At 43.9% G+C, this 22,280-nt stretch carries 19 protein-coding genes and 4 pseudogenes; 7 read left to right on the plus strand and 16 right to left on the minus strand.

All coding sequences use genetic code 11. The features are described 5' to 3' along the window. Nucleotides 1-21: 21 nt before the first annotated feature. Genes rng through GA693_RS08560 form a run of 5 tightly spaced genes read right to left on the minus strand, consistent with a single transcriptional unit; the run spans nucleotide 22 to nucleotide 4,472 of the window. Nucleotides 22-1,476, minus strand: coding sequence for a ribonuclease G (gene rng / locus GA693_RS08540; protein WP_075168139.1), 1,455 nt, complete (start codon nucleotides 1,474-1,476; stop codon nucleotides 22-24). Nucleotides 1,477-1,516: 40 nt separating this feature from the next. Next, a complete protein-coding gene (locus GA693_RS08545; protein WP_160241076.1) occupies nucleotides 1,517-2,086 on the minus strand; it encodes a Maf family nucleotide pyrophosphatase in 570 nt (189 codons plus the stop codon). Continuing rightward, nucleotides 2,071-2,565 (minus strand): rod shape-determining protein MreD, encoded by a 495-nt coding sequence (gene mreD, locus GA693_RS08550; protein WP_160241075.1) that lies wholly within the window; start codon nucleotides 2,563-2,565, stop codon nucleotides 2,071-2,073. The genes GA693_RS08545 and mreD overlap by 16 nt, the downstream gene beginning before the upstream one ends. Further along, nucleotides 2,552-3,409: a rod shape-determining protein MreC gene (gene mreC / locus GA693_RS08555; protein WP_005179707.1), complete on the minus strand. Its 858-nt coding sequence runs from the start codon at nucleotides 3,407-3,409 to the stop codon at nucleotides 2,552-2,554. Before mreC ends, mreD begins: the two co-directional genes overlap by 14 nt. Before the next feature lie 16 nt (nucleotides 3,410-3,425). Continuing rightward, nucleotides 3,426-4,472 carry a rod shape-determining protein gene (locus GA693_RS08560; RefSeq protein WP_005179708.1) on the minus strand — a complete coding sequence of 349 codons (1,047 nt, stop codon included), beginning with the start codon at nucleotides 4,470-4,472 and terminating at the stop codon, nucleotides 3,426-3,428. Nucleotides 4,473-4,604: 132 nt separating this feature from the next. Here GA693_RS08560 and gatC point away from each other — a divergent pair, with 132 nt between their 5' ends. Genes gatC through gatB form a run of 3 tightly spaced genes read left to right on the plus strand, consistent with a single transcriptional unit; the run spans nucleotide 4,605 to nucleotide 7,922 of the window. Continuing rightward, on the plus strand, nucleotides 4,605-4,919 hold the full coding sequence (gene gatC / locus GA693_RS08565) for an Asp-tRNA(Asn)/Glu-tRNA(Gln) amidotransferase subunit GatC (protein ID WP_045796270.1): 315 nt from the start codon (nucleotides 4,605-4,607) through the stop codon (nucleotides 4,917-4,919). 49 nt (nucleotides 4,920-4,968) lie between these two features. Then, nucleotides 4,969-6,447 (plus strand): Asp-tRNA(Asn)/Glu-tRNA(Gln) amidotransferase subunit GatA, encoded by a 1,479-nt coding sequence (gatA, locus tag GA693_RS08570; protein WP_160241074.1) that lies wholly within the window; start codon nucleotides 4,969-4,971, stop codon nucleotides 6,445-6,447. Further along, the gene (gene gatB, locus GA693_RS08575) at nucleotides 6,447-7,922 is read left to right on the plus strand and encodes an Asp-tRNA(Asn)/Glu-tRNA(Gln) amidotransferase subunit GatB (protein WP_160241073.1); all 1,476 of its coding nucleotides are present in this window, start codon (nucleotides 6,447-6,449) and stop codon (nucleotides 7,920-7,922) included. Before gatA ends, gatB begins: the two co-directional genes overlap by 1 nt. A 28-nt stretch (nucleotides 7,923-7,950) precedes the next feature. On the opposite strand, the gene GA693_RS08580 is transcribed toward gatB, so the two are convergent. The 5 genes from GA693_RS08580 to sbmA form a co-directional block, all read right to left on the minus strand. Further along, nucleotides 7,951-8,883: an HNH endonuclease gene (locus GA693_RS08580; RefSeq protein WP_160241072.1), complete on the minus strand. Its 933-nt coding sequence runs from the start codon at nucleotides 8,881-8,883 to the stop codon at nucleotides 7,951-7,953. Further along, nucleotides 8,883-10,514: an AAA family ATPase gene (locus tag GA693_RS08585; protein WP_160241071.1), complete on the minus strand. Its 1,632-nt coding sequence runs from the start codon at nucleotides 10,512-10,514 to the stop codon at nucleotides 8,883-8,885. The genes GA693_RS08580 and GA693_RS08585 overlap by 1 nt, the downstream gene beginning before the upstream one ends. Before the next feature lie 293 nt (nucleotides 10,515-10,807). Beyond that, nucleotides 10,808-11,308 carry a hypothetical protein gene (locus tag GA693_RS08590; protein WP_160241070.1) on the minus strand — a complete coding sequence of 167 codons (501 nt, stop codon included), beginning with the start codon at nucleotides 11,306-11,308 and terminating at the stop codon, nucleotides 10,808-10,810. A gap of 136 nt (nucleotides 11,309-11,444) precedes the next feature. Next, nucleotides 11,445-12,410 carry a hypothetical protein gene (locus GA693_RS08595; RefSeq protein WP_160241069.1) on the minus strand — a complete coding sequence of 322 codons (966 nt, stop codon included), beginning with the start codon at nucleotides 12,408-12,410 and terminating at the stop codon, nucleotides 11,445-11,447. Nucleotides 12,411-12,640: 230 nt separating this feature from the next. Continuing rightward, the gene (gene sbmA, locus GA693_RS08600) at nucleotides 12,641-13,837 is read right to left on the minus strand and encodes a peptide antibiotic transporter SbmA (protein ID WP_160241068.1); all 1,197 of its coding nucleotides are present in this window, start codon (nucleotides 13,835-13,837) and stop codon (nucleotides 12,641-12,643) included. A gap of 374 nt (nucleotides 13,838-14,211) precedes the next feature. Here sbmA and GA693_RS08605 point away from each other — a divergent pair, with 374 nt between their 5' ends. Beyond that, nucleotides 14,212-14,409 carry a hypothetical protein gene (locus tag GA693_RS08605; RefSeq protein WP_005179730.1) on the plus strand — a complete coding sequence of 66 codons (198 nt, stop codon included), beginning with the start codon at nucleotides 14,212-14,214 and terminating at the stop codon, nucleotides 14,407-14,409. Nucleotides 14,410-14,509: 100 nt separating this feature from the next. Here the strand turns inward: GA693_RS08605 and pgaD are convergent, their stop codons facing one another. The 3 genes from pgaD to pgaB are packed head-to-tail and all read right to left on the minus strand — an operon-like array spanning nucleotide 14,510 to nucleotide 18,183. Next, a complete protein-coding gene (gene pgaD / locus GA693_RS08610; protein ID WP_160241067.1) occupies nucleotides 14,510-14,947 on the minus strand; it encodes a poly-beta-1,6-N-acetyl-D-glucosamine biosynthesis protein PgaD in 438 nt (145 codons plus the stop codon). 32 nt (nucleotides 14,948-14,979) lie between these two features. Then, the gene (pgaC, locus tag GA693_RS08615; RefSeq protein WP_160241066.1) at nucleotides 14,980-16,239 is read right to left on the minus strand and encodes a poly-beta-1,6-N-acetyl-D-glucosamine synthase; all 1,260 of its coding nucleotides are present in this window, start codon (nucleotides 16,237-16,239) and stop codon (nucleotides 14,980-14,982) included. 18 nt (nucleotides 16,240-16,257) lie between these two features. Beyond that, nucleotides 16,258-18,183, minus strand: coding sequence for a poly-beta-1,6-N-acetyl-D-glucosamine N-deacetylase PgaB (pgaB, locus tag GA693_RS08620; RefSeq protein ID WP_228718918.1), 1,926 nt, complete (start codon nucleotides 18,181-18,183; stop codon nucleotides 16,258-16,260). A gap of 578 nt (nucleotides 18,184-18,761) precedes the next feature. Between pgaB and tehB the strand changes: the two genes are divergently transcribed. Further along, complete coding sequence (tehB, locus tag GA693_RS08625; protein ID WP_160241064.1) at nucleotides 18,762-19,628, plus strand: SAM-dependent methyltransferase TehB; 867 nt, start codon at nucleotides 18,762-18,764, stop codon at nucleotides 19,626-19,628. Between the two features lie 140 nt (nucleotides 19,629-19,768). Here tehB and GA693_RS14780 read toward each other — a convergent pair whose 3' ends face one another. Beyond that, a complete protein-coding gene (locus GA693_RS14780) occupies nucleotides 19,769-19,879 on the minus strand; it encodes a hypothetical protein (protein WP_005179737.1) in 111 nt (36 codons plus the stop codon). Nucleotides 19,880-20,069: 190 nt separating this feature from the next. Here GA693_RS14780 and GA693_RS08630 point away from each other — a divergent pair. Next, nucleotides 20,070-20,308, plus strand: a pseudogene (locus GA693_RS08630) (transposase); the annotation flags it as partial. Between the two features lie 120 nt (nucleotides 20,309-20,428). Beyond that, nucleotides 20,429-21,404: pseudogene (locus GA693_RS08635) on the plus strand (IS256 family transposase); the annotation flags it as partial. Nucleotides 21,405-21,640: 236 nt separating this feature from the next. Here GA693_RS08635 and GA693_RS14885 read toward each other — a convergent pair. Both GA693_RS14885 and GA693_RS15025 read right to left on the minus strand, forming a co-directional pair. Beyond that, nucleotides 21,641-21,745 (minus strand): annotated as a pseudogene (locus GA693_RS14885) (hypothetical protein); the annotation flags it as partial. Between the two features lie 80 nt (nucleotides 21,746-21,825). Beyond that, nucleotides 21,826-21,954 (minus strand): annotated as a pseudogene (locus tag GA693_RS15025) (type VI immunity family protein); the annotation flags it as partial. Nucleotides 21,955-22,280 lie beyond the last annotated feature (326 nt).

Genomic DNA, 22,280 nt, shown 5'->3' on the forward strand with positions numbered 1-22,280 from the left:
TAACGATATCCTGTTACAATTTCAGCTTAAAATGATATCGTATTGCTCTTGCGTGTATAAATTTTCAACCTGGAATTTTATGACACGATTCACGAAATGCTCCAGATCCGCGACGGCTGGTGCTTCTGCGGTTAACAGCCGGTCAATCACCGATGGATGGGCAACGACAGTAAAGCCACGCTGAGATTCAAAGGCACGTGCATAGCGCATAATTTCTCGAAAAATCTCGTAACACACTGACTCGGCTGTTTTCACATAACCGCGGCCCTGACAGGTTGGACAAGACTCACACAGCAAATGTTCCAGAGATTCACGGGTACGCTTACGGGTCATTTCCACCAGACCCAGTTCAGACACCTGGGTAATTTTGGTTTTAGCATGATCGCGTTCCAGCATTTTCTCGAACTGGCCCATCACTTCTTCACGATGCTGTGCTTCCTGCATGTCAATAAAATCAATGATGATAATCCCGCCCAGATTACGCAGTCGCAACTGACGTGCAATCACCTGTGTGGCTTCCATATTAGTTTTAAAGACCGTGTCTTCCAGACTACGCCCGCCGACATAAGAACCGGTATTGATATCAATGGTGGTCATGGCTTCGGTCTGATCAATCATCAGATAGCCACCCGATTTCAGCGCCACGCGGGTTTGAAGCGCCTTCTGGATATCTTCTTCGACATTGTATAAATCGAACAGCGGCCGTTCGCCCGGATAATGCAACAAGCGGTTTTGCATATTCGGCACAAACTCATCGACAAAGTCTTTCAGCTTGGCATAAATTTCACGTGAATCGACATAGATTTTGGCAGTTTCTTCATTGGCCAGATCACGAATCACGCGCTGCGGCAAAGGCAGCTCTTCAAAAATTAAAGACGGCACCGCAATAATTTTCTGTTTACGCTGAATATGCTCCCACAGCTTGGCCAGATAGGCCATATCCTGGGCAATGGCGGCCTCTTCCACCCCTTCTGCGGCGGTACGGACAATCACCGAGCCCGGCAGTTTATGCTGTTTCTGAATCCGTTCAATCATCGAGCGTAAACGGTCACGCTCTTCATCCGATTCAATCCGCTGTGATACGCCAATATGACTGCCAAATGGCATCAATACCAGATAACGCGAAGGAATTGACAGATCGGTCGACAGGCGCGCACCTTTGGTACCGAGCATGTCTTTCATGACCTGCACGGTAAGGATTTGCCCCGGCTGTAACAGCTCGAAAACATTCGGGGTCGGCTGGCTGCGTGGCCAGACCATGTCATTGATATGTAAAAAAGCGGTACGTGACAGCCCAATATCGACAAAGGCGGCCTGCATACCTGGCAGCACCCGTACCACTTTACCTTTATAAATATTTCCTACTAAACCACGTTTGGCGGTACGTTCAACAAATAATTCATTGACCGTGCCGTTTTGAATTAACGCGACACGACATTCCATAGGCGTGACGTTAATCAACAACTCGTCAGACATAATACAACTCAAAGCCTTATAAAAATTCTTGTAGCAGCAGTTAATTTAGTGCCTTAACTGTCTGTAATAACTGTACGGTTTCATGCAGCGGCAATCCCACCACGTTGCTATAACTGCCTTCAATACGCGGGATATAACGTGCTGCAATGCCCTGTATGGCATAGGCTCCCGCCTTACCCAGCGGCTCTCCACTGGCCCAATAACGCTCCATGTCAGCTTGGCTCAGCGCTTGAAATTCAACCTGGGTACGTACCACTATACTGTATTTTTCTGCTTTTGTGCGTACGCAAACACCTGAAAATACATCATGTTTTCGACCGGAAATCTGCTGCCACATGGCAAAGGCATGCGCTTTGGATTCTGGTTTTCCTAAAATCTGCCCATCAACACCCAAACTGGTATCGGCGGCAATCACAATCGCATCAGGGAAACGTGCCAACACGGCATCGGCTTTGGCACAGGCCAGCCGCTCAACATACTGCTCGACTGGCTCATCTGGCAAGATAGACTCGTCGATGTCCGGGCTGTAAATCTCAAATTGCAGCCCCAACTGTTCAAGCAGCTCACGGCGTCTAGGTGAGCTGGAGGCCAGAATTATACGCTGCGCCATTTTCGTAGCAGATAATACAGCACCGGCCAGACCAGAATGCTGGACAGCACCGGTTGCCAGTGACGGGCAAATGGAAATTCAATACCGGCCATAACCTGTAACAGCCAGATCAGCGCCAGATGGACCACAACGGCAATACTGGCAATCACCCATAAATTGGCAAAAGTCATCACCCGCCGTTCACGGGTCAAGAATCGCGCCACGAAAGTAATTAATACAAAACTTAAGGCATTCATGCCCAGCGGTGCATCCAGCAGCAAATCTGCAAACAGGCCGGTGCCAAAGGCAAACCAGACGCCGCACCAGGTCGGCTGGCTCATGACCCAGAACAGCATTACCATCATCATAAATACCGGACGCCAGCCCGATAAGCCATAAGACAAGGGATAAACCAGCAGCACCGAGGCAATAATGACCGAGAAGATAATCGGGAATAAAGGATCTTTGGGTTTGCGCTGGCCCAGTTTAGCGATTGGCATGTGGCTGCTCCCGCGATAAGGATTCAGAGAATAACACCACCACATGATGTCCACCGGCCAGCTGTGCAGCAGGAATCACATCAATTTGCGCAAACTCGCCTGAGTTATGCCGGCTGACCTTGGAAATAGTTCCGACCAGATAGCCTGCCGGGAAATGTTCACCAAGTCCGGAGCTATAGACTTTTTCACCGACTTTGATATTGGCACTGGTCGGCACATATTCCATTTTTAAACGGCCTAGATCACCCGTACCCGAAACAATCGCGCGCATACCGGTATGTTCCAGACGTACCGACAGCGAATGTTCTTTATCGGACAGCAGCATTACCCGGCTACTATGCGGATAGACATCAACAATCTGGCCCATAATGCCACGATCATCCAGCACGGTTTGCCCGACTTTGAGCTGACGGTTGGCACCACGGTTAATCACAATAATATGCCGTAGCGGATCGGCATCGGTCCCAATCACTTCGGCAATTTCCATGCGTCCGTCAATGATCAGTGGCGTATCGAGCAGGCCACGTAAACGGGTATTTTCGGCAGACAGTTCGGAGAGTTTTTGCAGGCGTACCTGTGCCTGAAGCAGCTCAGCCTGCATCGCGGTATTTTCACGACGCAGCTGGGCTTCAGATTTACTTTGTTGACTTAGCCATTCTCGCGACAACACCGGATAACTTGCCAGCGCATAAATCGGATTATATGCCGCGTACAAGAGATCCCTTGCCGGTTGAATTACATGCGGCATGCGCCAGTTAAAAAACAGCACCACCAAGCATGTAATGACCGCAATAATAAAGGAGCGAAAAGATGGCGGTTGTCTGGAAAACAGATGTGATTGCACCGCCGGGTCCTTTTGATTAGCCTACAAATAACATGTCATGGTTTGGATTATCAAAGAATTCCAGCACCTTGCCACCACCACGGGTGACACAGGTTAAAGGCTCTTCAGCCACGACCACTGGCAAGCCGGTTTCTTTGGCCAACAGCTTGTCCAGATTACGCAGCAAGGCACCACCGCCGGTCAGGACAATACCGCGCTCGGCGATATCTGAAGATAATTCTGGTGGTGTTTGTTCCAGCGCCGATTTTACTGCGGACACAATATTTTGTAACGGGTCAGAAATCGCCTGGGTAATTTCATCAGAAGTCACGGTAATGGCACGTGGCACCCCTTCGGCCAGGTTACGGCCACGTACTTCAATTTCCAGAGGCTTCGCACCTTCTTCCGGAACTGCCATGCCCACTTCTTTCTTGATGGTTTCTGCTGTGGTTTCACCAATCACACAGCCATGCGCTTTACGGACATAGTTGATGATCTGCTCATCAAACACATCGCCCCCAATACGCAGTGAATCTGCATAGACACAACCTTGTAGCGAAATAATCGCAATTTCAGTTGTACCACCGCCCACATCGACCACCATCGAACCACACGCCTGCTCAACCGGCATACCGGCACCAATTGCTGCAGCCATCGGTTCTTCAATTAAACGGACATCACGCGCACCGGCATTAAACACTGCCTCACGAATGGCGCGACGTTCAACCAGCGTCGATTTGCATGGCACACACACCACCACGCGCGGTGCAGGCGGAAACAGGCGCTTTTCATGCACTTTACTGATGAACTGGTTCAGCATGGTTTCAGTCACTTCAAAGTCGGCAATGACGCCGTCTTTCATTGGACGAATGGCAGAAATATTGGCAGGTGTACGACCCAGCATCTGTTTAGCATCCAGACCGACTGCGGCAACGATTTTCTGTGAACCGCTGTGACGAATTGCCACAACCGTCGGTTCATTTAATATAATGCCTCGTCCTGGCGCATAAATAAGTGTATTTGCTGTACCTAAATCAATGGCTAGATCTGGCGAAAACAAGCCAATTAGTCGTTTTAGAATCACGGAGTCGTTCTCGATTAAACTTTATGTGGACGCAAGTTGGCAACTTTAACTAAATGTGATGCTTTGGACAAGTCAATCGCTTATTATAACGCACGATATTTTGAAAATTTTTAATACTGATTAGGTGATGTTATGTCTACATCGGATGCACAGCATTCTGCAGATTTAAATGCACAAACAGTTTCAGCAATCGCCAATCTTGCTCGGTTGTCGCTCAATGATACGCAATCTGCTGAATATGCTCAAAGTCTAAATAAAATTTTAGGCATGATGGAAACCTTAAAAGGCATCAATACCGATGGCGTTGAGCCACTCAAAAGCCCATTTGACCACCCTCAACCGCTACGTGAAGATGTGGTGTCTGAAGATAACCATCGTGAGGAATATCAGGCCGTTGCACCTGCCGTGCAGGACGGTTTGTATCTGGTACCACGCGTAATTGAATAATTTTTTCAGCGCTCATCTTTTTGTTGAATTCAGGTAAAGAATATTTCTCATGACAGATTTACATCGCTTATCCATTCGTGAACTGACTGAGGGTTTAGCCAATGCAAAATTCTCTGCTCGCGAATTGACCGAACATTATTTAAAACGCATCGAAAAAATTGATGCCCAGGTCAATGCCTATGTCACCGTAACTGCGGAACAGGCGCTGGCCCAAGCCGATGCTGCCGATGCGCTGCGTCAAGCTGGCGGCGCTGGTGTGCTGACCGGTGTGCCAATTGCACATAAAGATATTTTCTGTACCCAAGGCATTAAAACCACCGCTGGTTCTAAAATGCTGGATAATTTTATTTCACCTTACGATGCTACGGTGGTTGCCAAAGGTAAAACTGCTGGCTTAGTCACGTTAGGTAAAGTGAACATGGACGAATTCGCAATGGGTTCGACCTCGGAAAGCTCATACTTTGGCGCAACCAAAAACCCGTGGGCACTGGATCGTGTACCGGGTGGTTCTTCAGGCGGTTCGGCTGCAGTGGTCGCGGCTGATCTGGCGCCATTTGCGACCGGTACCGATACCGGTGGTTCGATTCGTCAACCTGCCTCTTTCTGTGGCTTGACCGGTCTGAAACCGACTTATGGCCGTGTATCGCGTTTCGGTATGATTGCCTATGCATCATCACTGGATCAAGGCGGTCCAATGGCACGCTCTGCGGAAGACTGTGCATATCTGATGAACGTGATGGCGGGTCATGATACCAAAGACTCAACGTCGGTCGAGAAAGATGTCGATGATTACGTGGCGAACCTGAACGGTACATCGGTAAAAGGTTTACGTATTGGTATTCCAAAACAGTACTTTAATGTTGCCGGTCTGGCCGCAGATGTAAAAGCGCGCGTTGAAGAATCGCTGAAAAAATTAGCAGAGATGGGTGCCATTCTGGTTGAGGTTGATCTCAACATGACTGAAGCCTATGTACCAACCTATTACCTGATTGCGCCAGCGGAAGCATCTTCAAACCTGTCACGTTATGACGGCGTACGTTATGGCTATCGCTGTGAAGATCCAAAAGATATTCTGGACCTGTACAAACGCTCCCGTTCAGAAGGTTTTGGTGCCGAGGTACAGCGCCGTATCCTGATTGGTACCTATGCCCTGTCTGCCGGTTATTACGATGCCTACTATGTAAAAGCGCAGAAAGTTCGCCGCTTAATTCAGCAAGACTTCCTGAAAGCCTTTGAACAGGTCGATGTGATTGCTGCGCCATCTGCACCGACTACCGCCTATAAAGTAGGTGCTGACCTGACCCCGGTAGAAATGTATCTGGGTGATATTTACACGCTTGCGGTGAACCTGGCCGGTCTGCCTGCCATTAATGCCCCTGTTGGTTTTGACCAGAACAACCTGCCAGTTGGCTTACAGCTGATTGGTAATTACTGGTCAGAATCTCAATTGTTGTCTGTGGTGCACCAGTACCAACAAGCCACCAATTGGCATACACAACGTGCGGCAATTGCTGAGGAGAACGCATAATGGCGAAGAATAACGCGAAACCAAAATCTAACCTGATTGATGGCTGGGAAGTTGTCATTGGGATCGAGATTCACACCCAGCTTGCGACCAACTCTAAAATCTTCTCCGGTTCATCAACCGAGTTTGGTAATGATCCAAATACTCAGGCCAGCCTTGTAGATTTAGCCATGCCAGGTGTACTGCCTGTACTGAACAAAGAAGTGGTTGATCTGGCGATTCGCTTTGGTTTGGGGATTGATGCCTACATCGACCAAGCGTCAGTATTTGCGCGTAAAAACTACTTCTACCCGGACTCGCCTAAAGGCTACCAGATTAGCCAGATGGACAACCCGATTGTGGGCCTCGGTCATATTGACATCCAGCTTGAAGATGGCACCACCAAACGCATTGGCGTAACCCGTGCGCACCTTGAGGAAGATGCAGGTAAATCCATCCATGACCAATTTGAGGGTATGTCAGGTATTGATTTAAACCGTGCAGGCACACCCCTTTTAGAAATCGTATCTGAACCCGATATGCGCTCTGTAGAAGAAGCAGTTGCCTACATTAAAGCGATTCATACGCTTGTGCGTTGGTTAGGTATTTCTGACGGTAACATGGCAGAAGGTTCTTTCCGTGCCGACTGTAACGTGTCTTTACGTCGTCCGGGTCAACCATTTGGTACACGTTGTGAATTGAAAAACCTCAACTCATTCCGTTTCATTGAACAAGCGATCAATGTTGAAATTGAACGTCAAATGGAAATCTTGGAATGGGATGGCACCATCGACCAAGAAACTCGTTTGTTCGACCCTGTGAAGATGGAAACGCGTTCAATGCGTTCTAAAGAAGAAGCGAACGATTACCGCTACTTCCCTGACCCTGATTTGTTGCCTGTCATTATTGCAGACGAGCAAATCGAAGCAATTAAGGCAACTATGCCTGAGCTTCCTGCTGCACGTCGTGCGCGGTTCGTGGCTGACTTTGGCGTGACTGAATACGATGCTCACGTTCTGACACTTACTCGTGAAATGTCAGAGTTTTACGAAGCTGTAGTCAATGCTGCTGGCGGTGCTGCACAAGGTAAGATTGCTGCAAACTGGGTGATGGGTGAGTTCTCAGGTGCTTTAAATAAAGCAGGCTTGGAATTGGCTGACTCTCCTGTATCTGCTGAAAAACTTGGGGGTATGATTGCACGTATTGTCGATAACACCATCAGCGGTAAGATCGCGAAACAAGTGTTCGGCTTTATGTGGGAAGAAGGCAAAACTGCGGACGAAATTATTGCTGAGAAAGGCTTGAAACAGGAAACTGATACAGGCGCGATCGAAGCAATTATTAAGGAAGTTCTTGCTGCCAATGAGAAGATGGTTGAAGAGTATAAATCTGGTAAAGAGAAAGCCTTTAACGGTCTGGTTGGTCAGGTGATGAAAGCATCACGTGGTAAGGCGAACCCTGCTCAAGTGAATGAATTGATGAAGAAATTGATTGGCTAATTTAATCAGTTTTGAAAAAAAACCCGCTTTAAAGCGGGTTTTCTTTAAAATATGAAAAATTTGAAAAATTAGATAACATTTTATATAAAGCTACTTTCCAATGATTTACACCATAGCCCTGTACAATCAACTTTTGAGATCTTTTACTAAAATGCAAAGCTAAAGCTTGATCAGTTAACTCACCAAGCTCCTCAGGATCATTTAAATCGTAAATTAACTCTGTATTAAAAAAATTTTGTGCATCAAAAGTGATATTGTCGTTAATCTTAAGTTTTTCAAAAGTTTTTTTAATTCGCTGAATATCTATAGGACATTCAGCTAAGTCTTTGACGAAATATTCGAACACATAGATATATTTTTTTTCATCCTTAAGTTCCACTCTTTCAGCAATTTTTACATCTAACCAACTAATATTATCTATAACATCAAAATATGGGTGCACTAAAACCGGTTCTGTCCTGCTAGGACTATAAGCAAGTTTATTGTCATTGCACTCTTCACATGCAGGAACTAAATTGATTGGATTTACTGCTAAGAAGATATATTTACTTTCCGGTAGAAAATGATCCACAACCTCAATTTTGTTATTATTACAATAGCAACACCTTTTACTATTATTATTAACAACCCCATAAAGTTTTATGCGGTTATAAAATTGATTAGCATCTACATATTTTTGTTCATTTTTACTGAAATAATATTTATATAATTTTACAAACCAATTATTTTCATGAGTTTTATTTCTTTTACCATTAGCATCTCTAGGTATATTAAATATAGTTGGTATATCTAATTCTTCTAATTTAGATTGATGAATTAAGTCTAAATATTTTTCACTTTGAGAATAAACATGGTCTTGCATATCAGCCATATATTGCTTAATACCTGCATCGTCAATATAGTTGATACATACAGGATAAGTGTCTTGAATAGTAAAATCAGGTAATGGCTTCTTGAACATTAAACTTTCTCTTTTTTAATTTTATTAATAAGTGAAATTATTATGCTTTGTGCCTCATCTCCTACTTCACCATTAAATTTCTCAACTACCAAATCATAGAGCTGACTTAAGTTTAAAGTTGAATGTTCATCAAAGACTTTTTTTGTAATATCTTCAAGTAATGTATAGAAACCACTTTTCTTGCTTCTGAGATTAAAAACCTCTTTAGTCAAAGTGCTAACACTTTCACCAAATGTTTCAATGGGAGGACGATCAGCTCCAAACTCATCACCCTCTCTTGAAATAATCCAGACTGATTTTTTTGGAACTTCTTGTAAAATCACAGGAGAATGTGTTGCAATAACCGCTACTGCATTTCTATCTATCATTAACCATGACAAAGCACGAATATAGGCAGAAATTAGAGGAGGATGTAAATATGTCTCTGGCTCATCATAAATTACTAATGATTTCTCGATTACTTCAACAACTAGCTTTGTTAAACTCAACAAAATAATTTTATGACCACTACTAAAATCATTAAATTTTTTTATCAATTTCTGGTTTTTTTCTAAGATGTCCTCTACTTCAGAAGCAGTTAAATTATTAATATTAAAATTCTCTTTCTTCAGAATAGATGTATCAACATCATCCATAAGTTTTGATAAGTTTCTATTAGCAAAATAACCATCAATTTCAAGAATCTCTATCAAATTCAACCACTTTTTCCTCAGAATCTCTGAAAATTTACACTTTAATAGCGCAATAATAAAATCCTTGTTAGTACTAGTAATATTCTTATAATTTTCTGTTTTATGGACCGTTGGATCTTCTCTTAAACCTATATAAGAATAATACTTTGAATGAATCTTATGCTGATCAATATCTTTAAACAATCTATCAAAGGGACTATATGAAACTACTACTAAATTCAATAATACGTCTAAATTAGAACGGTATGTTATTGAATACTCACTATTTCCTTCGAAGTATTCTCTTAAGATAGTATTTAAAAAAGTTGTCTTTCCTACTCCATTTCCACCGATAACAACATGAATATTTGTAGGTGGCAGTGAGTTAGGCACTACTTTGAAATCTAATTTTTTAGATTTTTCTTTGTTCAAAGAATAATTAAAACTAAAATTATATGATGTTAATTCAACTCCCCCATTTGCCATTCTATGAAGCTTATTTCTAATTTCTTCTTCTTTATAGTCCCTCAATAGAGAAGTTCTCACCACACTCAAATCTTTACTTAAAACTTTATCTAATCTATTCAAATCCACGGCTATATCGCTTAATGAATTTAGAATTAATTTTATTTGATCTACAGGGAAAATTTCTTTTAATCTTTTATAAAAATATAAATTCCCTATACTATAAAAACCCTCATTTAATTTTGAAAATTCTTTAGGAATAAAATCCACATAATTAAAATGCTCAGATGGATTCAGCTTTTCTTTTAATTCATTATCAAAAATAATCTTAATATGACCAAAATCATGTTTATTATATTTTTCATCTATAAAACTCGCATAAAACTGAGTTCTATAACTATAGTCATTCCAAAGATCAATTCTAAACAAAAAGTATGGGGCTTGATACTTTTTTAAATTTTCTTGCTCGCTATTTGAAATGATATAAAAATTCATGATTTTTAATAAATATATAGAATATTTATATTTTCTCATGAAATAAAGGAAATTTAAAGTACATGATAACTAAGAAGTATCTTCTATCACTAAACTCGAAGACTTAGAACGTATTCTACTTTCCAAATCTTTCTTTAAACGTGATAGCTACAATCCCTCTAAATCTCCCTTTAAGAAAGGGAGACTTTGTCATGTGATCAATTTGATACGCGAGGCTCGCCCTCCTAAAGAAGTTTTAAAGTACTGCTTTAACACGAAGCGCAAAAAAGGATGATGGCTAGGGAGAGGTAAAATTATTCCCCCCGAATCACCCCCAACTTATTCCACACATCTGGCGTCAAAAAGGTCATCATCAACTTGTTTAAATCCAGATAACGCAGTACACCACTCAGCTGACTTTTAATTTCAGGCGTCTTTAAAAGTTCTTCACCGGTAATTTGTCCCAGCTCCTGAAAACTGCTGCCGACCGCTTGGATGCCCTCAGCCTGAATCACCGCTTTGGCCTGCGCAGAACATTGCTCTACCAGTATCCGCTGCAAAACGGTTGCCAGCTTTTGATCTAAAGCCTGTTTTTGTTCTGGCGTTACCTGACTCAAGTGTTTCAAATCCGGATGTGCAGATAGCGCTACAAAGGTCCACTGTAATACCGCGGTTTTATCAGTTACCGTGGTCGACTTCACCAGACAGTCACTCAACTGATCAACGGCCGGACCAGCCGTACTCACTTGTGAGCAACCCAAGAGCGCAATCGCCAGGCCCCATCCTCGTAGCTGCTTTAGACTCAACTGCATCATGCTATACCTCTCGAACATCGGCTCATACCAGAAATAGCCTATTTGTAGCATGCAAGCAGCAATCTCACCTGTTATGACTGTGTAACGCGCATAAAAAAAGGAGAAGTGATGTGCTTCTCCTTGTTACTTATACTGACTATTTCATTTGCCTGAGCATACGCTTGGCACCGGCATGATTATGCTGGTTGGCCAGCTCCTGCAAAATCCGTTTGGCTCGGGCTTTGGGCTGGGAAAAACGGTTACTAAAACTCGGCACAGCGCTTAAGCAACGCGCCAGTAAAATCCCCGATTCAGCATAGACATTCCGCGCATTGGTGCCCTGCAACCGACCATAATTATAGGCCCGCTGTGCGCTGTTACAGGCATTTAACTCATTGCGGCCGCTGTTTAAATCACGGCGGGCAGCGACATAATATTTCATCTGCTGCTGTTGTGGGGTTGCAGCCACCACAGGTGCTGCTTTTACGGGTGCTGGGGTTTTCTCGGTTGGAAGTTCCGGTGTTTCTTTGGGTTCCGGCTCTTTGGCAACAGCTTTAGTGTTTTTATTATTCCGATTGGTATTCGTATTAGCCTTCTTGCTGCTGGAAGATGCCGAACGATAAAAACGCCGTGCTTCATCTTCCGTCATGACTTGAGTAAGTAAATGCACAATGCGCACCTCACCCTGACCATCGCGTTTACGCTCGCTGACCGGCTCGATTGAAACAATCCAGTCCGGGCCATTTTTTCTGACACAGCGATAGGCACCAATGCCCTGATTAACATCACGATAAGTCGCCAACAGTTTTTTGGACCAACTGTTTTTCAGCATCGACATCGTACTTTTATAGGCCAGTTTTAAATGTCCTTGCTGCGACTGACAATAGCTGCCCATATATTTGCGAGGAATCAGCGATTCTGCCGCCAGCTCTTTACGCTGTGGTCCCCAGTCATACACATAGGCTTTGGCTGAACCATTGGCCTGATTCAGATTTTTTTTCGCAATCAGCTCTTGTGGCGAAGCAAAGTGCTTCAAGGCATCTGGACTAAAACTTTCTACACTGACACAGCCCGAAAAGACGACACCGACCCCAGCCAACATCATGAAGGTTTTGACATTCACGTCTTTATTCTCTATTTTTCCCCACTCAAAACATAGCTCAAATAGGCGCAAATAACAAATCTAGTCGCTTGATTTTACTTGATATTTCTCGTTTATTTATTACTACTGCCCCGCACTATCATCTGATAAATACAAAATATCCAGAGTTTTAACAACGAAACCTGAACGCCTTAACACTTTCATCCGATCATTAAAAAACCCACCTTAACAGCGGGTCAGTTGGGAATGACTTAATCATCCAGGGTCGATTCAAAGGCTTTTAAACGTTTATAAATCGACAGCAGTTCAATAATGGTTGGCCAGGAGGCAATTAAATACTGGAACGATTCACGCACTTTCCCGAACACGTTACCAATCTGCATCATCAGGCCGAGGGTAATCGCTCCCGCAGCAATACTCGGGAACAGCACAAACAGACCGTAAATATTGTCCAGCTGCATGTACCAGATTCGTACCAGGTTAAAATAGGCATAATGGAAATACAGGCGGAAATAGTTCAGACGAACCTTGCTAAACAGCTCTTTCAAAGTCAGCGGATCGGCACGCTCGGCATGATCTTCCCCATAGACCAGTTCTTTACGATAAGCCGCTTCCACCTTCTGGTTATTAAATTCCAGTCCTGGCAGTTTATAACCGACCACCATCAGTAGTACGGTACCAAACACCGCCCAACCAATTGCCGCCCACACCAGCGCATAAGGAATTTCGCCCAGAATTGGCAGGGTTTTCACATGGCTCGATAGCGTTACCAAAACCGGTAAAAAGGCAATCAGGGTAATGAGTGCTTCAATCAGACTGACGCCCAGACCTTCGGTGGTACGGGCAAAGCGCATGGTATCTTCCTGAATACGCTGCGATGCCCCTTCAATATGACGTAACCGGTCCCAGTAGGCGGTGTAATAATTGTTCATTGCCGTTCGCCAGCGGAATACATAGTGGCTGACAAAGAACAGGTTAAATACCGAAACCGTGACCGCCACAATTGCCACATACAAAAAGGTCATGATCTCGGCATAGAGGTTATTCACATCACCGCCGCCATTACTCAGCATTTGCTGGATCAGGTCATAAAACGGGCTGTACCAGGCGTTAATGACCACGCTCACCTGCACCCAGAACCAGATATTAAACAGAATGAAAGATGAGCCCCATACCGACCAGCGCTGCCAGGGATTATCCGATTGAATCCGCCAGAAAATTGCAAAAATGGCTGTGGCCAGAAAATACCAGAGATAGAACCAGAGAAATGCCGGTGACCAGAAACGGCTAACCCCAATCGGGAGTTCTGCTTCATGATAGCCTTCAGGCAAACCGATGAGGGTGCCCCAGCCGTGTCCACCGGAATACCACAGCACCAGATTAAAGATGAACCAGAGTAACAGCGAACTAAAAAACCATTTCGGATGTGGAAAAAATGACTTAAACATGCAGTGTTCTATTTCCTTTATTCTTTTCAAGACGTTGAAAAGCCGCGTTTACAACATTGCAGCACGCAATGCGCCACGCGATGACTTCAACATGAGCAATATACAAGATTTCCCCGACAGCGCATGTACTTTTCAGTACCGATTTTTCCGCTGACCAGTATTTAAAGCAATATAAAACCCCAATACTCCCCCTGACTATTTTCAGTAAAACAATAAAAAATCAAGAGCTTAAAATACAATTTTTAGACTAAAAATTTAACTTTATTTTTTAAAATATCAATTACTTATTTATAATCTGACAAATAAAACCCATATTCCCGACCAGACAATGCTAAGATAAATATGTGATACATAATACATTTTTGAGGGAAATCATGATGGAAGTGAAAGCTGTTGAACTTATTCAGCCTCTGGTACTTGAGAAAGAGAACTGCCCACCTATCCATTTTGAGACAGGCACTATTTTAAAAGTTCTGATGACCACGCCAACAGCGTATCTGGTCACCGCCGACACTGAATTTAATTTCACCATTTCATTTCAAGATGAAAACAAGGTCTGGCGCAAGCTTTAGTCCTCATTCCAAGCGCGATTCTTATCTCCATTCAGGCAGCTTATCAGGCTGCCTGTTTTTTGCAGATATAAAACCAGAGCAGCCAAATTCCAGCCAACCTTTAAGATACAGGGTGCTGGGAATGTGCCTGTAAATCGACAATCTTGCCCTCCTGATCATGATAGACCGTGACAATTTTGGCCTGACGGGATTGCGTTAACATCACCGGTTCCAGCTGAAAATGCTCGGCAAACTGGTTTAGCGGTGCCGGTTGCATGGTCTGGATGGAGTGCGCCGGAATATAGTTGGTCCACAGCCATAAACTCAAGCCACAAGCCACCAGCGCGCTAAAGCCATTTTGCAGAATACTTAGCATTAGCTGGGCCACTTGCTGAATCAGTGCATCCCGTTCCAAATCCAGTAAACCCAGACTGCTTAAAACCGGCTGCCACAACAGGCCCCAGGTCAGCCATAAGCCGGCGGTACACACGTTCGAGGCATAACGCTTTTGCCACGGCAATTCATAGCGATAATCAATAATTAAAGTATTGGCTTTCACAACTTTACTCTCAACACATCACATCGCGACAGTTAGCTGTCACGTTTAATTCCACGATCGGGACTGATCCAGCGTGCACGTTTCCCTTCCCCACGCAGCAGCATTTTTGGAAACGCCACAATACTGGCCGATACGGTAATCAGCCAGAACATGAACGGATACCAGATCATCCAGAAATAGTTTTTGGCCAGATTTTTTTCATAGCGGCTGTCCATCCATTTGCTGACCATAAACTGGAACAAACAGGTCGCGCCCAGCACAATACCCACCCCTTGCGGTAAAAACGGCGATTGCAGTTCCGGCAACGGTAAAATAGGCAGGCAGAAACTTAACATCCAGAGCAGACACAGCAACAGCAGCAGATATGACCAGACCAGAGTCAGCATCATTTCCAGAATCAGCGGCCACAAATAATTCAGCTTGGGCTTAAAAATTACATCAATATTTTTATTTAACACCTGCGCCCCACCCATGGCCCAGCGCAAACGCTGTTTCCATAAGCCTTGCAGGGTTTCCGGCATCAGTACCCAGACCAGTGCATTCGGTTCAAATTCAATTTTCCAGCCGGCACGCTGCAGTTTCCAGGAAATATCAATATCTTCGGTCAGCATATCGTGCGACCAGTAACCGACCTGATGTACCGCGCTTTTACGAAAGGCGGTAATCGCGCCGGAAACAGTAAAAATACGGCCATAGGTGCGCTGGGCACGTTTAATCATGCCAATAATCGAGGAGAATTCTCCGACCTGGACCCGGCCCAATAAGGTCGAGCGATTGCGAATTCGCGGATTGCCCGTAACGGCGGCCACCGCCGGATCACGCTGAAAATGGCGTAACATCCAGCTGGCCGCATGTGGATCGAGCAAGGCATCGCCATCAATTCCAAGCAGATATTCAGCATCGGTGACCAGACTGCCGGCTTGCAGGCCCATGGCCTTGCCCTGATTTTCTGCCAGATGCACCACCCTTAACCGTGGATGCTGGGCCGCCAGACGGTTCAGTACCTCGCCAGTATTGTCCGAGCTGCCATCATTAATCGCAATGACTTCAAAGTTGGGATACTTTAATGCCAGTGCCTGGGTGATGGTTTCCTCGGCATTATCACCTTCGTTAAAACACGGAATGAGCACCGCCACGAAAGGATATTCCTGTAAAACCGGTGGCTGGGTAAAGGCCGGATCTTTGCGTTCTTTGACATAGAAAATCAGCGCGCCCATCATCCATAAATAGGACATGAATAGCGGATAATAAAACACAAAGTTCAGCACCGATTGCCAGAGTTCTTGCAACATGGTTGTTCCTCTAGCCGGTTACGGTGCTGATGCTGGCTGAGACTGGAAAGCCTGACGCAGCACAGCCGGATCAGGATGATTCTGGATTGGATCATCCGGATAATAGGCAATGTGCTTCACACCGGCCTGATAGAGTTTCTGAATTGTTTCCGCAATTTCCGCAGATGGAATTTTATTGCCATTACGCCAGTCGACGGCCTGCAATTCAAACACCGTTTTACGCAGCCCTTGCGGATACTGCTGCACCCGACTCAATAGCTGCCGATAAAATTGCGCCGGATCATCGACCTGTTCCATATATGGCATGGCCATAATCGCGGTGAAGTCATAACGGTTTAGCGACTGTTCCAGCGACTGGGCATACCAGTTTTCTGAATAGGCCGATAGTGCCACCTGCGCATACAGGTTACGCGAGGTCTGCAAATAAGGCTGATACTGCCGCACGGTATCGGCCAGCTCCATGGCAAAATCATCAATCACTTTGACTTTATAAGCTGTCCATTTCTGCAAGACAGTATCATCAGCACGCAGTTGTGCCAGATCAGTCGCTAAGCCCTGCTGCTGATAGGCCTTTTTGGCCCAGCTGCTGGCATCTTCATAATCGGACAAGGTGGCATCATCATGGAAAATAATGCCGTTGAACTGCGCCGATTTGGCCAGATCTTCATAAATGCCTTTAATGGTGTTACGAGCGCGCGGCGAAAACGGACTTAAACGGTGATAGCCCATGTTCAGATGCTTGCCGCTATGCGGCTGCTCGGTTTGCACCAGATCTTGGGCCACCGGATTCGAGACCGGTAATTCCCAGGCAAATACCGGCATCCAGGCATAGACACGACGTACCTGAGTCCGGGTCTGGATTTGCCAGGCCACACGGTTAAACAGGTCGGCACGCATTGGAATATAACGGTTCGGGAAATAGACCAGATCGGCCGAGCCATTGCCATCCGGATCAGAAAATGCCTGCAAATATACGGTATTGACGCCAATCTGCTGAATCCGGTCCAGCAATAAGCCTAAATTACGTTCCTGCTGCTGCGGGTCCGGATCATAAATATAGTCAATATCGACATGCATGATCTTTTGCGGACGATCATTGTCCGTGCGCTGCTGCTGATGTTTCTGGATTTCTTTGGCCAGTAGCGCTGCATCCATGTGTTTTTGAATCAGGATTCGCGGCAATCTGGAAAAACTGTTTACAGGTTGATTCTCGGCATCATCCAGCGTCAGGCTGATTGGCATCTTCAGTTTTTCAGCAATTTTTACCGTATGCAAGTTATAGCGACCATAGGGCCAGACCATAATTTTTGGCGCTTTCAGGCCATGTTTTTGCAACAGACGCTGATTGGCCTTTAAGTCCTGCTGAATACGTTTCTGATAAGCGTTGTTATCTTCATAACGCTGCTGCTGCGGAAAATAGGCACGTGCTACGGTGGCCGGCAATTCATTGCCCTGCGGATTGGCCATAATGCCTTTATGCAGGTCATAACTGTGGCTGGCAATTTCCACCAGACCGCTGGCCTGTAATTCTTTTAACTGTGCCCAGCTTAAAAAATGCTGGCGTGACACCAGTTGCCCGCCAAAATTAACCTGTTGGTGTTCTGCTGGTTCTAACCAGCGCCCGACCACCGACAACACGGCCGGAATATTCCGCTGTTTTAAAACAGGATAGACATGCTGATAAAAACTTTGATAGCCATCATCAAAACTCAGCAAGACTGATTTTTCCGGTAGCGCTTTATTCTGTTGCTGCGCCTCTAACAGTTGCTGACTGCCAATAAACTGAAAGCCATTTTGCACCAGCCAGTCCAGATGCTGCTGCAATTGTTCAGGATCAATTGCATACTCAGGCATTAACGGCTGTGGTTCAGAAGTGACTTCGTGGTAGGCAAGGATCGTCAAGTTTTTCATTTCATTTCCCGCCTGCGCCCAACCCATGAGCATACTACAAAGAAAGAAAACAAAAATCTGGACCGCTTTAATAAACTGAAATAGAGGAGACATAAGGCGCGCGGAATTCATGGTACAGACAAGAAGATACGATGCTACATTCGAGCAATTGCGCAGATTCAACCATTATTTTATTATTATTTGTGTATACATTTGTTAATTAATCCCGTTTTTTTGCTTTTTGCCCTTGCTTTCAAAATAAAGCAATAAAATATTTATGATTTTATATCATTCACTTAGTTTTACTTATTTTTTAGCCACCCGCCAACGGGTCAGTTGATAATTTTCTAAAGGGTAGACGCTTTTATAAGCCCAAAATGTGATCTGGTTTTCAATTTTAAATTCTCACCATTTGATACTGAAGTATTTTTCAAAACGCTAATACATCTGCAAAAATGGAAATGTGGAGATCATTTTGACCTGAAGATTCACCGCTAAAATAGCATCAATTAAGTCCTCTGACGCATTGTAGTTCTGGCAGATGAAATCGTGCCCGTTACCCTCCCCTCTCTGGCATATTGTGCAGGCTTAGGGTTTAATAAAATCTGCCCCCAAGTGCACATGGAGAAAAGATGCAAACGCTCGTATGCTATAAACAGCTACCGATCTGGACACAAAACACTATCCCGCCCGGCTTTTTACGCCAGCACAATACCAAAGCCGGCACTTGGGCCCAACTGAAGGTTTTAAAAGGTGAATTGCGTTTTGCCTTGCTCGATGAAGCAGGCATGCTGTTGTCTGAACATCTGTTTAGCCCGGAGCAGCAACCGCCCATGCTTGAACCGCAGGTGTGGCACAAGATTGTTTCAGCCAGTGCCGATATTGAATGTCAGCTCAGCTTCTACTGCACAGCCGATGACTACTTTGCCAAAAAATATAAACTGACCCCGACCCATTCAGAAATTCTGGCCGCACAGCCATCTTTACAGGGCAACACGGCGCTGGATGTTGGCTGTGGCAGTGGTCGTAATGCGCTGTTTTTAAGTCAGCACGGTTTTCAGGTCGATGCCTGGGATGTCAATGCCCAAAGTCTGGAGCGCCTGAACGAGATTATTCAGCAGGAACAGATTCAGAGCATTCATACCACGCTACGGGATTTAAATATTAATCCGCAGATTCAGGGCCAATACGATTTTGTGTATTGCACGGTGGTGATGATGTTTTTACAACCGGACACCATCCCGACTTTGATTCAGCAGATGCAGCAGGCCACCAAAGCTGGTGGCCTTAACCTGATTGTTTGCGCGATGGATAGTGAAGATTATCCGATTCAACCGGACTTCCCTTTTAGCTTTAAAGCCGGTGAGTTAAAAGCTTATTATGAAGGCTGGACTTTGCTGAAATACAATGAAAATGTGGGTGAACTGCACCGTGTCGATGAACAGGGCAAGCGTATTCAACAGCGCTTTGCGACATTATTGGCACAGAAAACAGCGTAAAAAATTTATCCTTACATATAAAAGCTGATCATCTGGATGATGGGTCGGCTTTAGAGAAAGAATAAAAAACAGTGATGGTCAGCAAGTTTAAGAACTTGCTGATGATTCAATAATTATTGGATAAAGCGAATAAGAAAATGTTACAACAGATATTCCCAAATCACATAGCCCAGACCAAAACCAATCAATGAGTACAGCGTAATAATAAAGAAGACAAAACTCGCGCTATTTTTCTTTTTTAAAAAGCTCATTGTGATCTCAACGGTAGAATCTGTTGTCACATCTTACCCCAATTTGAGGATTTTTAAAAAGAAATTGGAGTTTATCGTGCTGACTAAAAAAATCCAGAAGTGCAATTACTCATCACTCGAGACTGTAAATTAAATTGTGTAATTGCCTGAATTTGCTATGTTCATATTCACAACGGAGTCAGGCAATATGATGAACGAACAACAACTAAAAGACCTTGCAGCAGAATTTACTAAAGGAATCAAAACAGAAGACGATCTCAACCAATTCACCCGATTGTTGACCAAACTCACTGTTGAAACGGCTCTTAATGCCGAACTTACCGAACATCTCGGACATGAAAAAAATGCCCGTAAATCTGGCTCAAATTCACGCAATGGTTATTCTAGTAAGACTGTACTTAGCGATGATGGGGAGATTGAGATCACCACACCACGGGCTTTGTTGCACAAAGATTTCATAACTATATGATTTTAAAGGTTTTGATTATTTTTTGATCCAAAATTAAATTTATTTAAATCAGATGCTTACATATTTATGCAACAAAGCCCACACCACGTGATCGTGATGGCACTTTCGAACCTCAGTTGATTAAGAAAAATCAGACCCGTATCACGCAAATGGATAGCCAGATTCTATCCCTTTATGCCAAAGGCATGACCACCCGTGAAATCGTTGCTACCTTCAAGGAAATGTACGATGCCGATGTATCTCCAACGCTCATTTCCAAGGCGAACAGCACTGCTGTTCAATGAGCAGGTTGCTGAATGGCAAAACCGTCCGCTGGATGTGATCTATCCCATCGTTTATATGGACTGTATTGTGGTTAAAGTCCGTCATAATGGCAGTGTCATCAACAAGGCTGTATTCCTTGCCTTAGGCATTAATCTTGATGGACACAAAGAACTGCTCGGCATGTGGATGGCTGAGAATGAAGGTGCAAAGTTTTGGCTGAATGTCCTGACTGAGCTTAAAAACCGAGGGTTGCAGGATATTCTGATCGCCTGTGTGGATGGACTAAAAGGCTTTCCTGATGCCATTAACAGCGTATACCCGCAAACCCATATCCAGCTGTGCATTATCCATATGCTGCGTAACAGCTTGAAATACGTATCATGGAAAGATTACAAGGCGGTGACTCAGGATTTAAAAGCCGTTTATCAGTCACCTACTGAAGAGGCAGCCTTGATGGCCTTGGATCAATTCGCCCAAACATGGGATGACAAGTACCCACAGATCAGCAAAAGCTGGCGTACACACTGGGAGAATCTAAATACCTTCTTTGCTTATCCAGCCGAGATACGCAAAGCCATCTATACCACCAATGCGATCGAATCATTAAACAGCGTAATACGTCAGGCGATCAAAAAGCGTAAAGTCTTTCCAACGGATGATTCTGTACGTAAAGTGATTTACCTGGCAATTGATGCAGCGTCTAAAAAGTGGAATATGCCTATTCGCGACTGGCGTTTAGCCATGAGCCGCTTTATTATTGAATTCGGTGACCGCTTAAGCAATCACCTTTAAATTGATGAAAAGCAATTACACAAAATTATTTACAGGCTCCATCACTCTAAAATAGAGTTGCAATTTTTATTCTGCTTTATAAAAGCATGGTACGCGGATTCAATTTATAGGGCTTATATGTCGATTGTAATCTTCTATTATGCTTTTTATCTCTAAACAAACTTGTATCTTTTATGTCCAAGCTCAATCATTTTTGCCAATCTATTTATTGATCATTCACCGATATGAACATTATCTTATCGCTCCAACACCTCATTAGGTAAAACAAACTCTAACTTAATATCGTATGCAGTCACTGTCCGTGTACACTTTGGTTTATCTAGTCCTTTACATTTTTCATGACGGTCTAATTTATTGTTTTTTTTAAATCAAATTAATAAGAAATAAAAATCTCCTCTTAAAAGAGCGGTCGTACATTCTATTATTCTTCACCATCAAACTGCCAGAATACAATCCCCCAATCACTTTTAAAATCAGGAAAGATATCTCCCTGTTTAAAATATTGACGTGAATTTTCTTTGGCAAATGTATACCAGTAGCCGCTGCATGGGGATAAGAACAAGCAAGAAATTGCAAAATTAAGCGTGGCACACACAGCATAAGGCCACTGATATTTCTACTTGTTGAAATAAAAATGTGGCAAATAAAAAAGCCACTTACATAAGTGGCTGATTTATAAAATAAATTCTGGTGGAGGTGGCGTCAATTGAACTCAAAACCTAACCTATTCATTCTAAAGCCATTTTATTGAATAAAAAAATTCATTGACCCAATTTTGACCCAAATTAGATTTAGTGCATTGAATTCACTTTAAAATCTTGTTCAAATCCGAATTCAGGATTTGAAGTGGCATACTGATTATACCAACATCGATCA

It is taken from the genome of Acinetobacter indicus (assembly GCF_009914475.1).
GTDB lineage: Bacteria > Pseudomonadota > Gammaproteobacteria > Pseudomonadales > Moraxellaceae > Acinetobacter > Acinetobacter indicus.